A 15,992-nucleotide genomic window follows, 5' to 3' on the forward strand; every position below is an offset into this window, starting at 1 on the left:
CCAAAACTCCTGCTGTAGAAGGCAGTGAACCACGGAGAACCAATATGATCAACAGTCTGATTGGGGTTTGACCCTAGGGGAGTTGCGAATCCTTAACCATGTTGCTATCGACTTCATCAGGAAACGGTTCCGCTGTTCAGGCGGATGAAAAGGGAACACGGTGAAGCCACTTGGCTGATGCCGCGACTGCCCCCGCAACTGTAACCGGAGAGCTATCCTCCATAACCGTGTGAGCGGTGAAAGCCACTGAGAGCATTCGATGCACTCGGGAAGGCGGAGGGGAAGCGACGACCCGGAAGTCAGGAGACCTGCCGTATCCGGTCACCTATGCATGGACACGGGGTGTGTTCAGGCGCGGCTGCCCGTGGCGGTGACATTGTTGAAATGTTGCCGTCGGGAAGAAGGGCCTTTAATGCCACCATCACTTCAACCTGCGGTGCGAGAAAAAGCCGGTATCGGTCTTCGGTTCGGTGGGTTGAGGGAAAATGCATCTGTTGAAATTATCTGTTCTATTGGCGTCGGCCAGTGTTCTTGCGCTGCCGTCCACGACACTTGCTCAAGGTCTGCCGGACAGCGATGGTAGTGTCGTTCTCGATACAATCGTGGTCACACCATTGCGTCGCGCGTCTTCGCTCCAGCGATCGACATCATCCGTGACGGTCATCGATTCAGCCGACATTGAGAGTTCGGCCGCTCCGGATCTGCAATCGTTGCTGAAGTCCTATAGTGGTATCTCCATAAAGACGAATGGCGGGCAGGGCTCGTCTTCGGATATTTACATGCGCGGTTTGTCTTCCAAGCAGACGGTTGTTCTTATCAATGGCGTGCGCACCGCGTCAGCAACAAGCGGCTCAACCGCGTTGGCGAATATTCCCCTGAGTTCGATCGACCGCATTGAGATCGCAAAGGGGGCTCATTCTGCCCAATATGGCGCAGATGCCATGGGGGGGGTGATTAATATCATCACCAAGCAGGGCGGAGCCTGCGGTGAACGCTCCTGGTGCGGCAGTCTTTCTACCGGTGTCAGCCACCCATGGGGTGGGTATGCGTCCGGGTCCATTCAGGGGCGGAGTAATGAGGGTATCGACTATGCTTTGGGTGCAGCCATAACCGGCACGCAAGGATATGACTTCACCACATCGGATGCCTATGGCCATGAGCCGGATCGCGACGGATTTCTGCAAGGCTCTTTCAAGTTTTCCCTGTCGAAGGATTTCGATTGGGGTAAAATTTATACGGATGGTCTCCTTAGCCGTGGGCGCAATCAATATGATGCCAAGGCACCGTCACCGAACCAGGCCTATAGTACCGCGTTTACCGGTAAGATCGGAACGCGCATCGATCATACGGAGGATTGGTCATCCACGCTAGAATTTAGCGCCGGTATCGACAACAGCCGTAACTTCCGGAAAGGCGTGAGCGGTTCGGACCGGTTTGAGACCAAGCGTTATGGTGTCTTTGCGTCGACCGAAAAGAGTTTCGACACCGGCAAGGTCAACCACACCGTGACCGCTGGTGTGGAAGCCTATCGCGAGGAAATCAACACCACCGTTGCCTATGATGAAACCAGCCGCGATCTGGCTGCTGTGTTCGGTCAATATTCGCTCGAATACGAGGCGCTACGCTTCGATGGCGGGTTGCGTTACGACCATAATGGGCAGTTCGGCGATGTTCTGACCTACAATCTTGGCGCGAGCTATGAAGTTTTGCCGGACCTTGTTTTACGGTCATCCTATGCCACGGGTTTTCGGGCACCAACATTCAACGAACTCTATTATCCGGGCTTCGCCAACCCTGATTTGCAGCCGGAAAAGTCCCGTTCGTATGAAGTTGGCTTGAACTGGCAGGCTACGGCTTCGACAAGCCTTGATATGGCGTTCTACCAAACATGGTTGCGCGATGCGATCATGAGCACCGCACCATCCTATCTGCCTTATAATGTTGCCAGCGCGAAGGTTACGGGTTTCGAAGCCACATTGGCGCATCGTTTCGATGATCGCTGGGTCGTCAAGGGATCGGTCGATCTGAAGCAGCCAATCGATGAAGATACGGACAAGGATCTTCCCTATCGTGAACGTTTCAAGGCGGCGGCTGAGGTCAACCTCACTCCGATTGAAAAGCTCGATCTGACTGCAAGGCTGATCTATGGCGGTTCGCGTTATGCTGATGCTGCGAACAGCAAGAAACTTGGAGACTATGTGACGGCTGATTTCGTGGCACTCTATTCCATCGACAAGCAGTCGCAGTTGAAGTTCTCGGTCGAGAATATTTTTGACAAGGACTATCAGACCAGCTCTGGCTATATTGCACCGGGACGCACGATCAATGTTGGATTGACCCGGAATTTCTGAGGCTGAACAGAGAATGAAAAGGGCATCCGCAAAATGGATCACCAGCTTCTGCCTCGCGGCGGGGCTGGTCCTATTCGTTCGAAATTTGGCAGACGCCGGGGACATTCCCCATCACGTCGTTTCCATCAACGTATGTACCGATCAGTTGGCATTGCTGCTGGCCAATGAGGGCCAGTTGCAGTCGGTTTCGTACTTGTCGCAGGACCCGGAATTGTCCGTCATGGCTGCGAGAGCCCGGGAGTTTCCGGTCAACCATGCGCAGGCAGAAGAAGTCTTTCTGATGAAACCTGATCTTGTGCTGGCGGGCACATTCTCGTCGAGGGCAACGGTCGAACTATTGCGCAGGCTCGGTGTTCGTGTGGAGGAGTTCGCGCCAGCGCGCTCGTTCGGCGATATAGAAGATCATCTGCATCGCATGGGTGAGTTGCTCGGAAGACAGGCAGAAGCAAGCCGGGAAATTGATGAAATGAAAATTGCTTTAGCGGCAATCCAGCCTCCGGTCCGCCGCAAGACGGTCGCGCTTTATTATGCCAACAGTTACACATCAGGTCGGGGAACACTGGTTGATGAGGCTGTGCGTCTTGCCGGACTTGATAATCTGGCCGAGAAGGCAGGCATCAGCGGTTCTGCTCCGCTGCCGCTGGAAAAGCTGCTACTCGAAAAGCCGGATATTCTGGTGCGCAGTTCAAGAGATCGCGCCCCCGCGCTGGCTTTCGAGAATTTCGAACACCCGGCGTTGCGAGCGCTTGAAAAGCAGGCGAGAGCGGTGACGATAGCGGATAATCTGACGGTTTGCGGTGGTCCATTCAGCGTTGAAGCCGTAGCGGAACTTGCGGAGGCGGCGCGTGACTGAACGTAGCCGCTTCTATCTTCTGCTCGTCGGGCTGGCCATGCTTGTGGTTTTGCTCTTCATCGTCTCGCTGCTGACCGGGCCGGCTGCGATCAGTATCCCTGACAGCCTCAAGGCGCTTTTCGGTGATGATAGCGAAATGATCGTGCTGGTCATGCGCGAAATTCGCCTGCCTCGCGCACTGCTCGCGCTCCTTATCGGGGCGTCGCTTGGATTGTCCGGCGCTGCCTTGCAAGGATATTTGCGCAACCCGCTCGCGGAACCCGGCCTTCTTGGCGTGAGCGCATCCGCGTCATTCGGCGCTGTTATTGCTATTTATAGCGGCCTGTCGCTTCTGTTTCCGCTGGCTTTGCCGCTCCTCGCGCTGGTAGGTGCCTTTGTGTCGGTGTTTCTCGTCAAGCTTCTGGCGGGGCGCAATGCCGGTACGCTAGCGGTCATATTGGCCGGTGTTGCGGTGACCAGTCTCGCTGGTGCATTGACGGCGCTGGCGCTCAACCTGTCGCCCAACCCGTTTGCCGCAATGGAAATCATCTTCTGGATGCTCGGTTCACTAGCCGACAGGTCGATGACGCATGTGGCTCTCGCCGCACCATTTATCCTTGTTGGCTGGGCGATGCTTCTGGCACTCGGGCGATCACTCGACGGTCTGACACTGGGGGCTGATGCTGCGGCGACGATGGGCGTCAATCTGGCTCGTGTGCAGCTTTTTGCCGTGCTGGGTACAGCAGCCTGCGTGGGTGCTTCCACCGCTGTTGCCGGTGCAATCGGTTTTGTAGGGCTGGTGGTTCCGCATCTTCTGCGTCCGCTTGTCGGTGCGCGTCCGTCACGATTGCTGGTTGCAAGCGGTTTCGGCGGGGCTGCCCTGTTGTTAGCGGCTGACGTATTGGTGCGTGTCGTCATGCCGGGACGTGAACTGAAACTGGGCGTTCTGACGGCAATCATTGGCGCACCATTCTTTCTGTGGCTTGTATTCAAATATCGGAGGCAGCTCGTATGACTTCGCTTTCGGTAAAGAATCTTTCCGTTTCGCTCGGCGGGAAGGCAGCACTCAGCGACGCAAGTTTCAATATTCATGGCGGTGAATTCATCGGACTGATCGGACCCAATGGTGCCGGGAAGACGACATTGTTGCGCGCCATTCTTGGACTTGTCGCATCCAGAGGGGAAATTTCCCTCGACGGGAATGATTTGCGGCAGACGAGTGCTTCGACGAAAGCGCAGAATCTCGCTTATCTGCCGCAGGATCGCGATGTTGCGTGGCCGGTATCGGTCGAAATGCTTGTTTCGCTGGGCCGCTCCGCGCTGAAGCCGGTATTTGCGAGCCTGAGTGCGCAAGATGAAGTGCTTATCGAGACAGCAATGCAGCGTATGGACGTCGCGCGATTTCGGGACAGGTCGGCGATAGAACTTTCCGGTGGTGAACGCGCACGGGTGCTGATTGCACGTGTCTTGGCGCAGGATACGCCCGTAATACTCGCTGATGAGCCGGTGGCCGGACTTGACCCATCTCATCAGCTTGGATTGATGCAAAGTTTCGCCGAACTTGCGCAGGAGGGCCGGACCGTTGTCGCCTCATTGCATGAGTTGAGCCTTGCGGCACAGCATTGCACACGCCTTATTCTGCTCGACAGGGGACATATCGTTGCAGATGGCAAGCCGACGGAAGTGCTCACGCCGCAACTGTTGCACGACGTCTACGGCATAAGAGCGAAAATCATGATGGTGGATGGCGAGTTCATCGTCCATCCGACCTCATGTATAAGCTAGATATTTTTCCACTGGCGCGCGCGGGAAGAGACATAGATCGTTTCCACAGTCTTCTGAACTTCGTAGCCCTCGCGAAAATCGGCGTGATTGGTTTTCTGTCCCGCAATGGCAAGCAGGAAGTCGCAGACTTCGATCGTCTTGAGATCGTTGAAGCCGATCTGGTGGCCGCCCGCTACGCAAAATGCGCCGTAGGAGCCGTGTTCTGGGCCAGCAAAGATTTTGCGGAAGCCCTGTTGTCCCTTTTTGTCGGAAAAGAGAAACAGGTTGAGTTCGTTGAAGCGTTCCTGCGAAAAGAACAGGGAACCTTTCGATCCGGAAATCTCGAAATCGTGCTGCATCTTTCGACCGCTGGCGATCCAGCTCGCTTCGAGTGTGCCGGTCGCCCCGTTTTCAAAACGTATGAAAGCATGGCAAACATCGTCCACTTCCACGGGTTTCATCTGCGAAAGGTCCAAACTATCCGGGCGCTCGCTTATGATGGTGACGGCGTCTCCCATAACCGCCATTATCGGCCCAACAAGATGGCGTGCAGTAGCGATGATATGACTGCCGATATCGGCTAGTGCCCCACCACCGCCTGCCGGATCGAGACGCCAGGTCCATGGAATGGCTGTGTCGGCCATGAAGTCTTCAGCATGAATACCGCGAAAATTGCGAATTTCGCCCAGTTCACCGCTGTCGATGATTTCCTTGGCCAGTTTTATCATCGGATTTTTCAGATAGTTGAACCCAACGGCTGTCTGGACACCTTTCCGTTCTGCGGCGAGCGTCATTTCGAGGCACTCGGCAGCGGTGGGTGCAAGCGGCTTTTCGCAATAGACATGTTTGCCCGCTTCAATGGCGGCGAGCGCCATTTCCCTGTGAAACCGGTTTGGCGTTGTGATGTCGATGAGATTGATATCCGGGGTTGAGATCAGTGTGCGCCAATCGCCGGTAGCATTTGCAAATCCCAATTGTTTTGCGGCTTTTCTTGCCAATTCCGCATTCACATCGGCCAATGTGTGAAGCTGCACTTCAATCGGTAAGTCGAATACCCGGTTGACGTTTGCGAGTGCGAGGGCGTGCGTCTTGCCCATGAAGCCGGATCCGATCAAGCCTGCCACAACAACCCCAGCTTTATCAGCCATTTTCCATTCCTCCAGAAACGATGGTCGAAGCGTTTGGCGCCGCGCGACTTCTTTGGGAAATAAGCATATCGTCGGCAGCTTATGCGATTGACATGGGCTACCAGAAATGGAATTATAATTCCACGATAATTTGTTATGAATGTTTCATTCTATTGAATAGATCCACGATCTGCATGTGGTAACGGGGAAACGCTTGGAGGAGCGCCGGGATGCTGCAGTGGGAAGATAAGGCGTTAACGCAAACCGGCGGGGAGTGCCGGACAAGGGAGGAGTGAACATGCAATCTCTATTGAAGTCGGCCGTAGCCGGTGTGGCCTTATTGGCTGCGTCTTTCGCAGCTCACGCGGCCGATATTAATATCGTCGTCGTTAGCCATGGTCAGGCTTCGGACCCGTTCTGGTCGGTGGTGAAGAACGGCGTTGCCGAAGCGGCAAAGGATACGGGTGTGAAGGTCGATTATCGTGCGCCGGAAACCTTTGACATGGTGCAGATGGCCCAGCTTATCGACGCTGCGATCAATCAGAAGCCGCAGGGCATTGTGGTTTCCATCCCAGATGCGGATGCGCTTGGGCCGTCGATTCAGCGTGCTGTAGCAGCCGGTATTCCAGTGATTTCCATGAACTCCGGTTCCGATGCCTCGAAGAAGCTCGGAGCTCTGCTGCATGTTGGTCAGGACGAGTTCGATGCTGGTAAGGTCGCGGGTGAAGCGCTGAAGAATGCTGGTGGCAAGAAAGGTATTTGCGTCAATCAGGAAGTCGGCAATGTCTCGCTTGATCAACGCTGTGCAGGCTTCAAGGAAGGCTTCGGTGATGTAACGGTTCTGCCGACATCGACCGATCCTGCTGAGAACGAAGCCAAGGTTCGTGCTGCCTTGGCATCTGATGCTAGCGTCGACACGATCCTGACGCTCAATGCAACACTCGCGGGTGAACCTGCTGTGAAAGCCGCTTCCGAAAGCGGTCGCAGTGGAATCCATGTTGCGACGTTCGATATGTCGGCTGGCTTCCTGGAGGCCGTTGAAAAGGGACAGGCAGACTTCGCCATCGACCAGCAGCAGTTCTTGCAAGGTTATCTGCCGGTATCGTTCCTCGCACTTAACGCGAAATACGGTCTGATGCCGGGTGGTAATGTTCCATCGGGCCCGAACCTTATCACCAAGGATAAGGCCAAGCAGGTCGTGGAACTTTCGGCCAAGGGCATCCGGTAAGCATCATTTAGACTATCTGATATCGAACCCGCCCATGAAAATGGGCGGGAACGGGTCTCTGTACCCAGAATACAGCAGGAGAAGATCATGAGTGAGCCACTTCCCCATGAAAAGGCCAGCACGGCGGCGCTATCGAAGGATGAGCGACTTCAGTCGGCGAGCCCATTGCAACGGCTCCTGAGCAGGCCCGAATTAGGAGCAGTTTCCGGTCTGATCCTTATTACGATCTTTTTCGTCTCAGTTGCCAATCCGGCGATGTTTACTGCGGCCGGCATCATGAATTTCATGGCTCCCGCTTCGCAGCTCGGCATTCTGGCGGTTGCTGCGGCACTTCTCATGATCGGCGGTGAGTTCGATCTGTCCATCGGGTCGATGGTGGCTTTTGCAGGATTGATCTTTGCCGCTGCCCTGGTCGTCTGGCAGGTGCCGCTTGGCGTCGCAATTATCGTCACTTTGCTGTTTGCCGCATTTGTGGGTGTGGTGAATGCCCAGATTGTAATCCGGACCGGCTTGCCATCCTTTATCGTAACGCTCGCTTTCCTGTTCATTCTGCGCGGTCTGTCGCTTGTCGGGTTAAAATGGGCAACAGGCGGCGCTACGCAGTTGCGAGGTGTCAAGGAAGCCGTTGCAGGCAGTTATCTTGCCGGGCTTTTTTCCGGTGATGCGTTTCAGGGATTTTTCGCCTGGATGGCTGAGAACGACCTGATTGACAAATTCCCCAATGGTGAGCCTTCGGTGAAAGGCGTGCCGGTCGAAGTTTTGTGGTTCATCGCCATCGCGCTTATTGCAACCTATGTGCTGGTGCGCACGCGCTTCGGCAACTGGATTTTCGCCGCAGGTGGCGACGCTCTGGCTGCTCGCAATTCCGGTGTCCCCGTGCGTCGCGTCAAAACGACGTTGTTCATGTGCACAGCCATGGCTGCGGCATTAGTAGCTATCCTTACCGTTCTTGATGCCGGCTCAACCGATGCGCGCCGTGGCTTCCAGAAGGAATTCGAGGCGATTATCGCTGCGGTCATTGGCGGCTGTCTGCTGACCGGCGGCTATGGTTCTGCAATTGGCGCATTCTTCGGCGCAATCATCTTCGGCATGGTGTTGATTGGGCTGACCTATACCCAGATCGACCAGGATTGGTATCTGGTCTTCCTGGGCGGGATGCTTCTGATCGCGGTGCTCTTCAACAATTTCATTCGCAAGCGCGCGACCGGCGAGCGCTGAGAGGGAGATTTGCCATGACGACACCCATCATCGAAGTCCGCAATCTCGTTAAACATTTCGGCCCGGTCATTGCATTGAACGGCGTCTCGTTGAGCGTCGAACCGGGGCAGGTCCATTGTCTGCTTGGCGATAATGGTGCCGGTAAATCGACCCTGATCAAGACGCTTTCCGGGGTTCACAAGCCGACGAGCGGTGACTTTCTGGTCGAAGGAAAGCCGGTCACCTTCAAAAGCCCACGCGATGCGCTCGATCATGGCATTGCTACGGTCTATCAGGATCTTGCGATGATCCCGCTGATGTCGGTCATGCGCAATTTCTTTCTTGGACGCGAGCCGACAAAAGGTGTTGGGCCGTTCCGCTGGTTCGACACGCTGCAGGCCGAAGAAGTAACGCGCGAAGAGATGCGAAAGATCGGGATCGATGTCCGTGATCCGCAGCAGGCGGTCGGAACGCTATCCGGTGGTGAACGCCAATGCGTTGCGATTGCCCGTGCCGTCTATTTTGGCGCAAAAGTGCTGATCCTCGACGAACCGACTTCTGCGCTGGGTGTGCGGCAGACGGCCATGGTTCTCAAATACATCAATCTGGTGCGCTCGCGCGGGCTGGGGGTGATCTTCATCACGCACAATGTTCGTCATGCTCACGCGGTTGGTGACAAGTTCACAGTTCTCAATCGCGGTGTAACGCTTGGAACGCGTACGAAGAACGATGTGGACATGGACGAATTACAAAGCCTCATGGCGGGCGGACAGGAACTCGCTGATCTGACTGCCGAACTGGGCGGCAGGGTTTGACTAGAAGCGGTTCCGGTTGAAACTGAATCGTGGAACCGCTCTATCTTTTGTTTTCACGCATTATCCGACGCAAAACCGCTTCGCACTTTTGCTGGAAATGCTCTTGAATTTCGGAACGCAGAATGGACGGACAATTCAACGGAAAAGTTGCTGTTATTACGGGAAGCACGCAGGGGCTTGGAGCAGCGACAGCGAAACTATTTGCAGAAAGGGGCGCTCAAGGCCTCGTGATATGCGGGCGTTCGGCTGAAAAGGGGCGGGCGCAAGTCGATCAGTTGGCAAATCTCGGAGCCAAAGCCGTCTTCGTGCAGGCTGATCTTGAGAAGGTGGAAGACTGCCGTAAAATCGTTTTGGAAGCCGACCGTGTTTTTGGAAAGCTAGACGTTCTTGTAAATGCCGCTGGTCTGACGGATCGGGGCACCATTCTGAACACCAGTCCGGAATTGTTCGACCGTTTATTTGCGGTGAATACGCGAGCGCCATTCTTCCTCATTCAAGAGGCAATAAAACTGTTCCGACGCGATAAGGTCGAAGGGACAATCGTCAACATTTCTTCGATGTCGTCGATGGGCGGTCAGCCCTTCATTGCAGCTTATTGTGCTTCCAAGGGGGCGCTGGACACACTGACCCGGAATGTTGCCTATTCGGTTCTGCGCAATCGTATCCGCATCAATAGCTTGAATATCGGCTGGATGGCATCGGATGGTGAGGATCGCATCCAGCGTGAGTTTCATAATGCGCCTGCGAACTGGCTTGATGAGGCGGCGAAGAGTCAGCCTTTCGGCAGGCTGATTGATCCAACCGAAGTTGCCCGTGCGATAGCCTTTCTGGCTTCGAAAGAATCCGGCTTGATGACCGGCGCCATCGTGAACTTCGATCAATCCATTTGGGGAGCCTACGGTTCATCTCCGCATCCCGATCAGCCGCTTTGAGCGGCTGACAGTATCTCTATGTTTGATTGAGAGGGATAGTAACCGGTTCAATAGCTGAAATGGCTCCGCAGATATTTCATCGAGAATGTGAATGCTTTGCCCGTTGCTTTGTTCGAGTATTTCTTGAGAAAACTCTAAAATATTGTGAGAAACTTTTGTGACCCTGCTTGCGCTTGCAATTTCAGGTAGTTAGAGCATCTGTCTGCCTGACCGATTCAGGCTGTGTGTTTTAAGCAGTTGTTTCAGCCGTATTTACGCGATGTCGAAGCCTCCCTTTCGTCTGCGAATTCGTTCTGGCAATGGCTTGCACAGACACCGTTTTAATTTGCGCTGAAAGGATCAGCATCGTGGAGCAGGCAAAGAACGAAACCCGTAAGGGTGGGCGCAAGGCGCTGTGGGCGGCAGTTGCGGTAATCGCCATCGCTGCCGCCGGTTTGACCGGATACAAGATCACACTTGAGAAGACCATTACGTCGCAGCTTGAAAAGCGTGGCGGCAAGGCCTCTTCGGTTGAGGCAGATTTTCTCGGACGTATTCACCTGCGCGACGTGACGTTGCCGCTGAAGGATGGCTCCAACGTTCGTATTGCTTCGGTTGATGGTCGTCCGAAGTTTCTGTTTCTCACCGGCATGCTGAATGCGTCGGGCATTGATACGGAGATCGGAAACTACAAGATTTCAATTCCAAGCGTGGCAATCGAGGACGCTAATTTCGATACTGCTATGCTAAAAGATACTTTCGGCAATAGCGGTCTGACGCTGCCGGAACGCGTTGGTCGGTTCTCGGCTAAGCGCCTGACTGCGCAAGAAATCAAGGTCGTTCAAACGGTTGCGAATAACGAACAGAACATCGTCTACAAGGACGTTGCGCTGGAAGATATCAATCTCGGTAAGGTTGCTCGTTATACGGCGGGCGGCACGGCTTTTGACTTCACGATCCAGGTGCCTGGTGAAGACGGTGAAAAAGCCGCGGACAAGATGACTGGCACCATGGGTGCCGCAGCGGGCAAGGACGTTGATGGTGTCTTCCTCGCCCGTCTCTATACCGAAAAGGCAGGCCCGGACGACAAGGAAGCAAAGCCCGTCTATGGTCCTTTCTCGGCGAAGAATATCGTCATGAAGACGAAGGATGCGAGCTTCAGCTATGATGAAATTCGCAGCAATGGCTTCACGGCTCGTATGCCAGCCGTGCCGTTCACCGAAACCTTGGAGAAGCTACAGTCTCTCGAAAATGCAGACGAACTTTCACAGGAAGAGACGCGCGAGCTTATTCTTCAGTTGAGTTCCCTGTTCGACACGATTGGTAAGGGCGATGTCGAAATGCTCGGCATGAAGATCGAGCCAACTGATGCATCGAAAGGCAAGGGCGGTATCGAACGCGTCGCAGTTGCTTTCGACAATCAGAAGATGGATGCGACTATCAAAGGCTTGGCCTTCTCCGAAGGTCAGGACTACATAAAGATGGAGGAAGCTTCCTTGAAGGGCTTCTCCTGGGCGACTTCAGTCGAAGCCTTGAAGAAGTTTGCGGCGTTGAATGAGGACGAAGTTGAAATCTTCCCTTTCACGACCATGCTTCCGGAATTCGGCACGCTTCGGGTAGTGGGGATCGACGCCGATCTGCCATACGAAAAGTCTGAAGATGTGGATGCAGGCGAGGAAAATGCGGATGAAGGAGAGCAGGCTGCAACCGAAGAATCGTCGGTTCCTTCGCTGCCTGAACGCATTCAGTTTGCCATGAAGAGCTATGAAGTCGCTCTCAACAAGCCTTACAACGGTATTCCGACCGATGTGCGCGTCGCTTACGAAGACATGTCGATCAAAGTGCCGACACAGGCTGATGACGAGTTCTACCAGCAGCTTCGGAAGCTTGGTTATGATAGTCTCACCATGTCTTCAAACTTCGAAGCAAGCTGGGATGAGGCAAATCAGGATCTGATCATCAAGGACATTTCGATCAGCGGTAAGGATATGGGTTCCGTATCCATGTCTGGTTTGATGGGCGGCCTGACGAAGGAATTCTTCTCTGGCGATAAGGTGATGATGCAGGTCGCTCTGCTCGGGCTCAAGGCCAAGCAGGTAAACCTGAAGGTTGAGGAAAAGGGCATTATCGCCAACGCGATCAAAATTTATGCCGAAGAAAAAGATATGTCGGAAGACGAAGTACGCGGCACGATGTCTCTGATGGCTGCAGCCGCTCTGCAAGAGCTGGCAGCGGAGCAGCCACAGTTGCAGGATGTTGCGACGGCGTTTTCGACGTTCCTGGCTAAGCCGAATATTTTCGAGCTGACTGTCAAGTCGAAAGCCGAAAAAGGCATTGGCGCTCTCGAAATGGTAGCTGCATCGCAGGATCCGACCTTGCTGCTCGACAAGGTCGATATCGAAGCCAAGGCGGAATGATCGACTATTCCATTGATCTAAGCGAAACGCCGGCCCTTGGCCGGCGTTTTCTGTAATCAGAGCTTCACCAAAACATTACACAAGGGTCATGCCCTTGATATATAAGGGTTCTAGTAAGCCTCGGAAATAACGAGGCCAACATGACCAGAAAAAATGTCCTGCTTATCGTCGTTGATCAATGGCGAGCAGATTTTATCCCTCACCTGATGCGGGCAGAGGGGCGCGAACCCTTCCTCAAAACTCCCAATCTTGATCGCCTTTGCCGGGAAGGCTTGACCTTCCGTAATCACGTCACGACCTGCGTGCCTTGTGGCCCGGCAAGAGCAAGCCTGCTTACGGGGCTCTACCTGATGAACCATCGGGCAGTGCAGAACACGGTTCCGCTTGATCAGCGCCATTTGAATCTCGGCAAAGCTCTCCGCGCCATCGGCTACGATCCCGCGCTCATCGGTTACACAACGACGACACCTGATCCGCGTTCGACGTCCCACAGAGATCCGCGTTTTACGGTTCTTGGCGATATCATGGACGGGTTTCGCTCTGTAGGCGCATTCGAACCCAATATGGACGGGTATTTTGGCTGGGTGGCGCAGAACGGCTTTGAACTGCCGGAGAATCGCGAAGATATCTGGCTGCCGGAAGGGGAGCATTCCGTTCCGGGCGCTACCGACAAGCCGTCGCGTATCCCGAAGGAATTCTCGGATTCCACATTCTTCACGGAACGCGCGCTGACATATCTAAAGGGCAGGGATGGCAAGCCATTCTTTCTGCATCTCGGTTACTACCGCCCGCACCCGCCATTCGTCGCCTCCGCGCCTTATCATGCGATGTACAAGGCCGAAGATATGCCTGCGCCGGTTCGCGCGGAAAGTCCGGATGCCGAAGCGGCACAGCATCCGCTTATGAAGCACTATATCGATCATATCAGGCGTGTTTCGTTTTTCCATGGGGCGGAAGGCTCCGGCGCAACGCTGGACGAAGGCGAGATTCGCCAGATGCGCGCCACCTATTGCGGCCTGATTACGGAAATCGACGATTGTCTGGGGCGGGTCTTCGCTTACCTTGATGAAACGGGTCAGTGGGACGATACTCTTGTCATCTTCACCAGCGATCACGGTGAGCAGCTCGGCGATCATCATCTGCTTGGCAAGATCGGCTACAATGACGAGAGCTTCCGCATTCCCTTGGTCATAAAGGATGCAGGACAGAACCGGTACGCTGGCCAGATCGAAGAAGGCTTTTCCGAAAGCATCGATGTCATGCCGACCATCCTCGAATGGTTGGGCGGGGAAACGCCACGTGCTTGCGACGGACGTTCGCTACTGCCGTTTCTGGGCGAGGGAAAGCCCGCCGACTGGCGTACAGAACTGCATTACGAGTTCGACTTCCGCGACGTCTTCTACGATCAGCCGCAGAACTCGGTGCAGCTTTCCCAAGATGATTGCAGTCTCTGTGTGATCGAAGATGAAAACTACAAGTATGTGCATTTTGCGGCCCTGCCACCGCTGTTCTTTGACATGAGGGCAGACCCGCACGAATTTAACAATCTGGCTGAAGACCCCGCTTATGCGACTCTTGTTCGCGACTACGCCCAGAAGGCTCTGTCGTGGCGGCTGTCTCATGCCGACCGGACACTCACCCATTACAGATCCGGCCCGCAAGGGCTGACAACGCGCAACCATTGATCTCAGGAGCAACCAAATGATCAATCTGACCCGACGCGGGATGCTCGGCCTTTCAGCCGGTGCTGCCGGTTCGCTCATCCTGCCGCGCTTTGCAATCGCACAGGCTGACAATCGCCCATCAATCACCATTGCCGTGCAGAAGGTGGCAAATAGCAATACGCTCGACGTCCTTCGTGAACAGTCGAATGTGGGTGAACGTGTTTTCTTCTCCAGCCTCTGGGAAGCGCTGATCGACCGTGACTGGCTGGGTAGTCTTTCAGCGGTGCCAGGTCTTGCGACCGAATGGACCCGCATTGACGACAAGACCGTTGAACTGAAGCTCCGGCAAGGTGTGAAGTTTCACAATGGCGACGAGATGACCGCCGAAGACGTTGCCTTCACTTTTGACAAAGAACGTATGTTCGGTGACACTCAACCAGCCGAAGGCAAGACCATTTACGTATCGGAGAAAAACCCGCTCGGTCGTGAAAGCAAGGAACTGCCGCTTGAAGTGCCAGCAACGGCACGCCGCTCGTGGCCGGCGCTTCTCGGTGTCGAAGTAGTCGACAAATATACAGTGCGCTTCAAGAACGGTACGCCGGACGTCACGATGGAAGGCCGCATCTCCCGTTACGGTAGCCAGATCATGAGCCGTCGTGGCTGGGAAGAGTCGCCGAGCTATCTCGACTGGGCGCGCAAGCCGGTTACCACCGGGCCTTACAAGGTTGTAGAGTTCAAGCCGGACAATATGCTGGTACTCGAAGCTCATGACGAATATTGGGGCGGACGCCCGCCGCTGAAGCAGATCCGCTTCATCGAAGTGCCGGAAGTTGCGTCCCGCATCAATGGTCTGCTCTCTGGCGAATACCAGTTTGCTTGCGATATTCCACCAGATCAGATCGAAGGCATCGAAAAGAATGATGCTTTCGAAGTTCAAGGTGGCACGATCCTCAACCATCGTCTGACCGTATTCGACAAGTTCCATCCGCAACTGGAAAATCCGTTGGTGCGTCGCGCATTTACCCATGCGATCGATCGCCAGGCGATCGTGGATTCGCTGTGGGCCGGTCGTACGGTCGTTCCGGCCGGTCTCCAGTGGGACTATTATGGTGATATGTTCGTTCAGGGGTGGAATGTTCCAGAATATAACCCTGACCTCGCCAAGCAGCTTCTGAAAGAGGCCGGTTACAAGGGGGATGCAATCCCTTACCGCCTACTCAACAATTACTATACCAACCAGACCCCGACTGCGCAGATTCTTGTGGAGATGTGGAATCAGGTGGGCCTGAACGTCGAAATACAGATGCAGGAAAACTGGCAACAGGTTCTGGAGAAGAGCCCAGGACGTGCTGTGCGCGATTGGTCCAATTCCGCGCCATTCAACGATCCTGTTTCTTCCATCGTCAGCCAGCACGGTCCGAACGGTCAGCAGCAACAGGTTGGCGAATGGACGAATGAGGAAGCAAACAAGCTTTCCGTCATACTGGAAACCAGCACCGACCATGCCAAACGCAAGGAAGCGTTCAAGCGGATGCTGGAAATCTGTGAACGGGAAGACCCCGCTTACACAGTCCTTCACCAGAATGCGACGTTCACTGCCAAGCCGAAATCATTGAAGTGGAAGGCGGCCCCTGCTTTCGCAATGGATTTCCGCAAAAACAACTGGGCTTGATCCATTTGTAGAGG

Annotated in this window: 12 protein-coding genes and 1 riboswitch; of the genes, 11 read left to right on the forward strand and 1 reads right to left on the reverse strand. The window is 54.6% G+C overall.

Features of this window, described 5'->3' with window-relative positions:
* Positions 1–107: 107 nt before the first annotated feature.
* Positions 108–331: riboswitch (cobalamin riboswitch) on the forward strand.
* A 154-nt stretch (positions 332–485) separates the two neighbouring features.
* The 4 genes from HWX93_RS17595 to HWX93_RS17610 are packed head-to-tail and all read left to right on the forward strand — an operon-like array spanning position 486 to position 4,968.
* Positions 486–2,351, forward strand: a complete 1,866-nt coding sequence (locus tag HWX93_RS17595) for a TonB-dependent receptor domain-containing protein (protein WP_176038089.1) — start codon at positions 486–488, stop codon at positions 2,349–2,351.
* A gap of 13 nt (positions 2,352–2,364) precedes the next feature.
* Entirely contained in the window at positions 2,365–3,204 is an 840-nt protein-coding gene (locus HWX93_RS17600) for an ABC transporter substrate-binding protein (RefSeq protein WP_176038090.1), read from the forward strand.
* Positions 3,197–4,198 (forward strand): FecCD family ABC transporter permease, encoded by a 1,002-nt coding sequence (locus HWX93_RS17605; protein WP_176038091.1) that lies wholly within the window; start codon positions 3,197–3,199, stop codon positions 4,196–4,198. Before HWX93_RS17600 ends, HWX93_RS17605 begins: the two co-directional genes overlap by 8 nt.
* Entirely contained in the window at positions 4,195–4,968 is a 774-nt protein-coding gene (locus HWX93_RS17610) for an ABC transporter ATP-binding protein (protein WP_176038092.1), read from the forward strand. The genes HWX93_RS17605 and HWX93_RS17610 overlap by 4 nt, the downstream gene beginning before the upstream one ends.
* Here the strand turns inward: HWX93_RS17610 and HWX93_RS17615 are convergent.
* On the reverse strand, positions 4,965–6,095 hold the full coding sequence (locus tag HWX93_RS17615) for a Gfo/Idh/MocA family protein (RefSeq protein WP_176038093.1): 1,131 nt from the start codon (positions 6,093–6,095) through the stop codon (positions 4,965–4,967). The genes HWX93_RS17610 and HWX93_RS17615 overlap by 4 nt on opposite strands.
* Positions 6,096–6,372: 277 nt before the next feature.
* On the opposite strand from HWX93_RS17615, the gene HWX93_RS17620 reads away from it, so the two are divergent.
* The 7 genes from HWX93_RS17620 to HWX93_RS17650 all read left to right on the forward strand — a co-directional run bounded on the left by HWX93_RS17620 (position 6,373) and on the right by HWX93_RS17650 (position 15,978).
* A complete protein-coding gene (locus HWX93_RS17620) occupies positions 6,373–7,302 on the forward strand; it encodes a sugar ABC transporter substrate-binding protein (RefSeq protein WP_176038094.1) in 930 nt (309 codons plus the stop codon).
* 87 nt (positions 7,303–7,389) lie between these two features.
* Positions 7,390–8,520: an ABC transporter permease gene (locus tag HWX93_RS17625; RefSeq protein ID WP_140022141.1), complete on the forward strand. Its 1,131-nt coding sequence runs from the start codon at positions 7,390–7,392 to the stop codon at positions 8,518–8,520.
* Positions 8,521–8,534: 14 nt separating this feature from the next.
* Entirely contained in the window at positions 8,535–9,314 is a 780-nt protein-coding gene (locus tag HWX93_RS17630; protein ID WP_176038095.1) for an ATP-binding cassette domain-containing protein, read from the forward strand.
* Between the two features lie 122 nt (positions 9,315–9,436).
* Positions 9,437–10,246 carry an SDR family oxidoreductase gene (locus HWX93_RS17635; RefSeq protein WP_176038096.1) on the forward strand — a complete coding sequence of 270 codons (810 nt, stop codon included), beginning with the start codon at positions 9,437–9,439 and terminating at the stop codon, positions 10,244–10,246.
* A 347-nt stretch (positions 10,247–10,593) separates the two neighbouring features.
* Positions 10,594–12,642 carry a hypothetical protein gene (locus HWX93_RS17640; protein WP_176038097.1) on the forward strand — a complete coding sequence of 683 codons (2,049 nt, stop codon included), beginning with the start codon at positions 10,594–10,596 and terminating at the stop codon, positions 12,640–12,642.
* Between the two features lie 140 nt (positions 12,643–12,782).
* Entirely contained in the window at positions 12,783–14,327 is a 1,545-nt protein-coding gene (gene pehA / locus HWX93_RS17645) for a phosphoric/sulfuric ester hydrolase PehA (protein WP_176038098.1), read from the forward strand.
* Between the two features lie 16 nt (positions 14,328–14,343).
* Complete coding sequence (locus HWX93_RS17650) at positions 14,344–15,978, forward strand: ABC transporter substrate-binding protein (RefSeq protein ID WP_176038099.1); 1,635 nt, start codon at positions 14,344–14,346, stop codon at positions 15,976–15,978.
* The last annotated feature ends 14 nt before the right edge of the window (positions 15,979–15,992 follow it).

The organism is Brucella tritici (assembly GCF_902825325.1).
In the GTDB taxonomy this organism is placed as follows: Bacteria; Pseudomonadota; Alphaproteobacteria; order Rhizobiales; family Rhizobiaceae; genus Brucella.

Bases quoted from the DNA above. Each gene is read 5' to 3' on its own strand.
- HWX93_RS17600 (WP_176038090.1), top strand. From the start codon at position 2,365: ATGAAAAGGGCATCCGCAAAATGGATCACCAGCTTCTGCCTCGCGGCG.
- HWX93_RS17615 (WP_176038093.1), bottom strand. From the start codon at position 6,095: ATGGCTGATAAAGCTGGGGTTGTTGTGGCAGGCTTGATCGGATCCGGC.
- HWX93_RS17620 (WP_176038094.1), top strand. From the start codon at position 6,373: ATGCAATCTCTATTGAAGTCGGCCGTAGCCGGTGTGGCCTTATTGGCT.
- HWX93_RS17635 (WP_176038096.1), top strand. From the start codon at position 9,437: ATGGACGGACAATTCAACGGAAAAGTTGCTGTTATTACGGGAAGCACG.
- HWX93_RS17650 (WP_176038099.1), top strand. From the start codon at position 14,344: ATGATCAATCTGACCCGACGCGGGATGCTCGGCCTTTCAGCCGGTGCT.
- HWX93_RS17595 (WP_176038089.1), top strand. From the start codon at position 486: ATGCATCTGTTGAAATTATCTGTTCTATTGGCGTCGGCCAGTGTTCTT.
- HWX93_RS17610 (WP_176038092.1), top strand. From the start codon at position 4,195: ATGACTTCGCTTTCGGTAAAGAATCTTTCCGTTTCGCTCGGCGGGAAG.
- HWX93_RS17625 (WP_140022141.1), top strand. From the start codon at position 7,390: ATGAGTGAGCCACTTCCCCATGAAAAGGCCAGCACGGCGGCGCTATCG.
- HWX93_RS17630 (WP_176038095.1), top strand. From the start codon at position 8,535: ATGACGACACCCATCATCGAAGTCCGCAATCTCGTTAAACATTTCGGC.
- pehA (WP_176038098.1), top strand. From the start codon at position 12,783: ATGACCAGAAAAAATGTCCTGCTTATCGTCGTTGATCAATGGCGAGCA.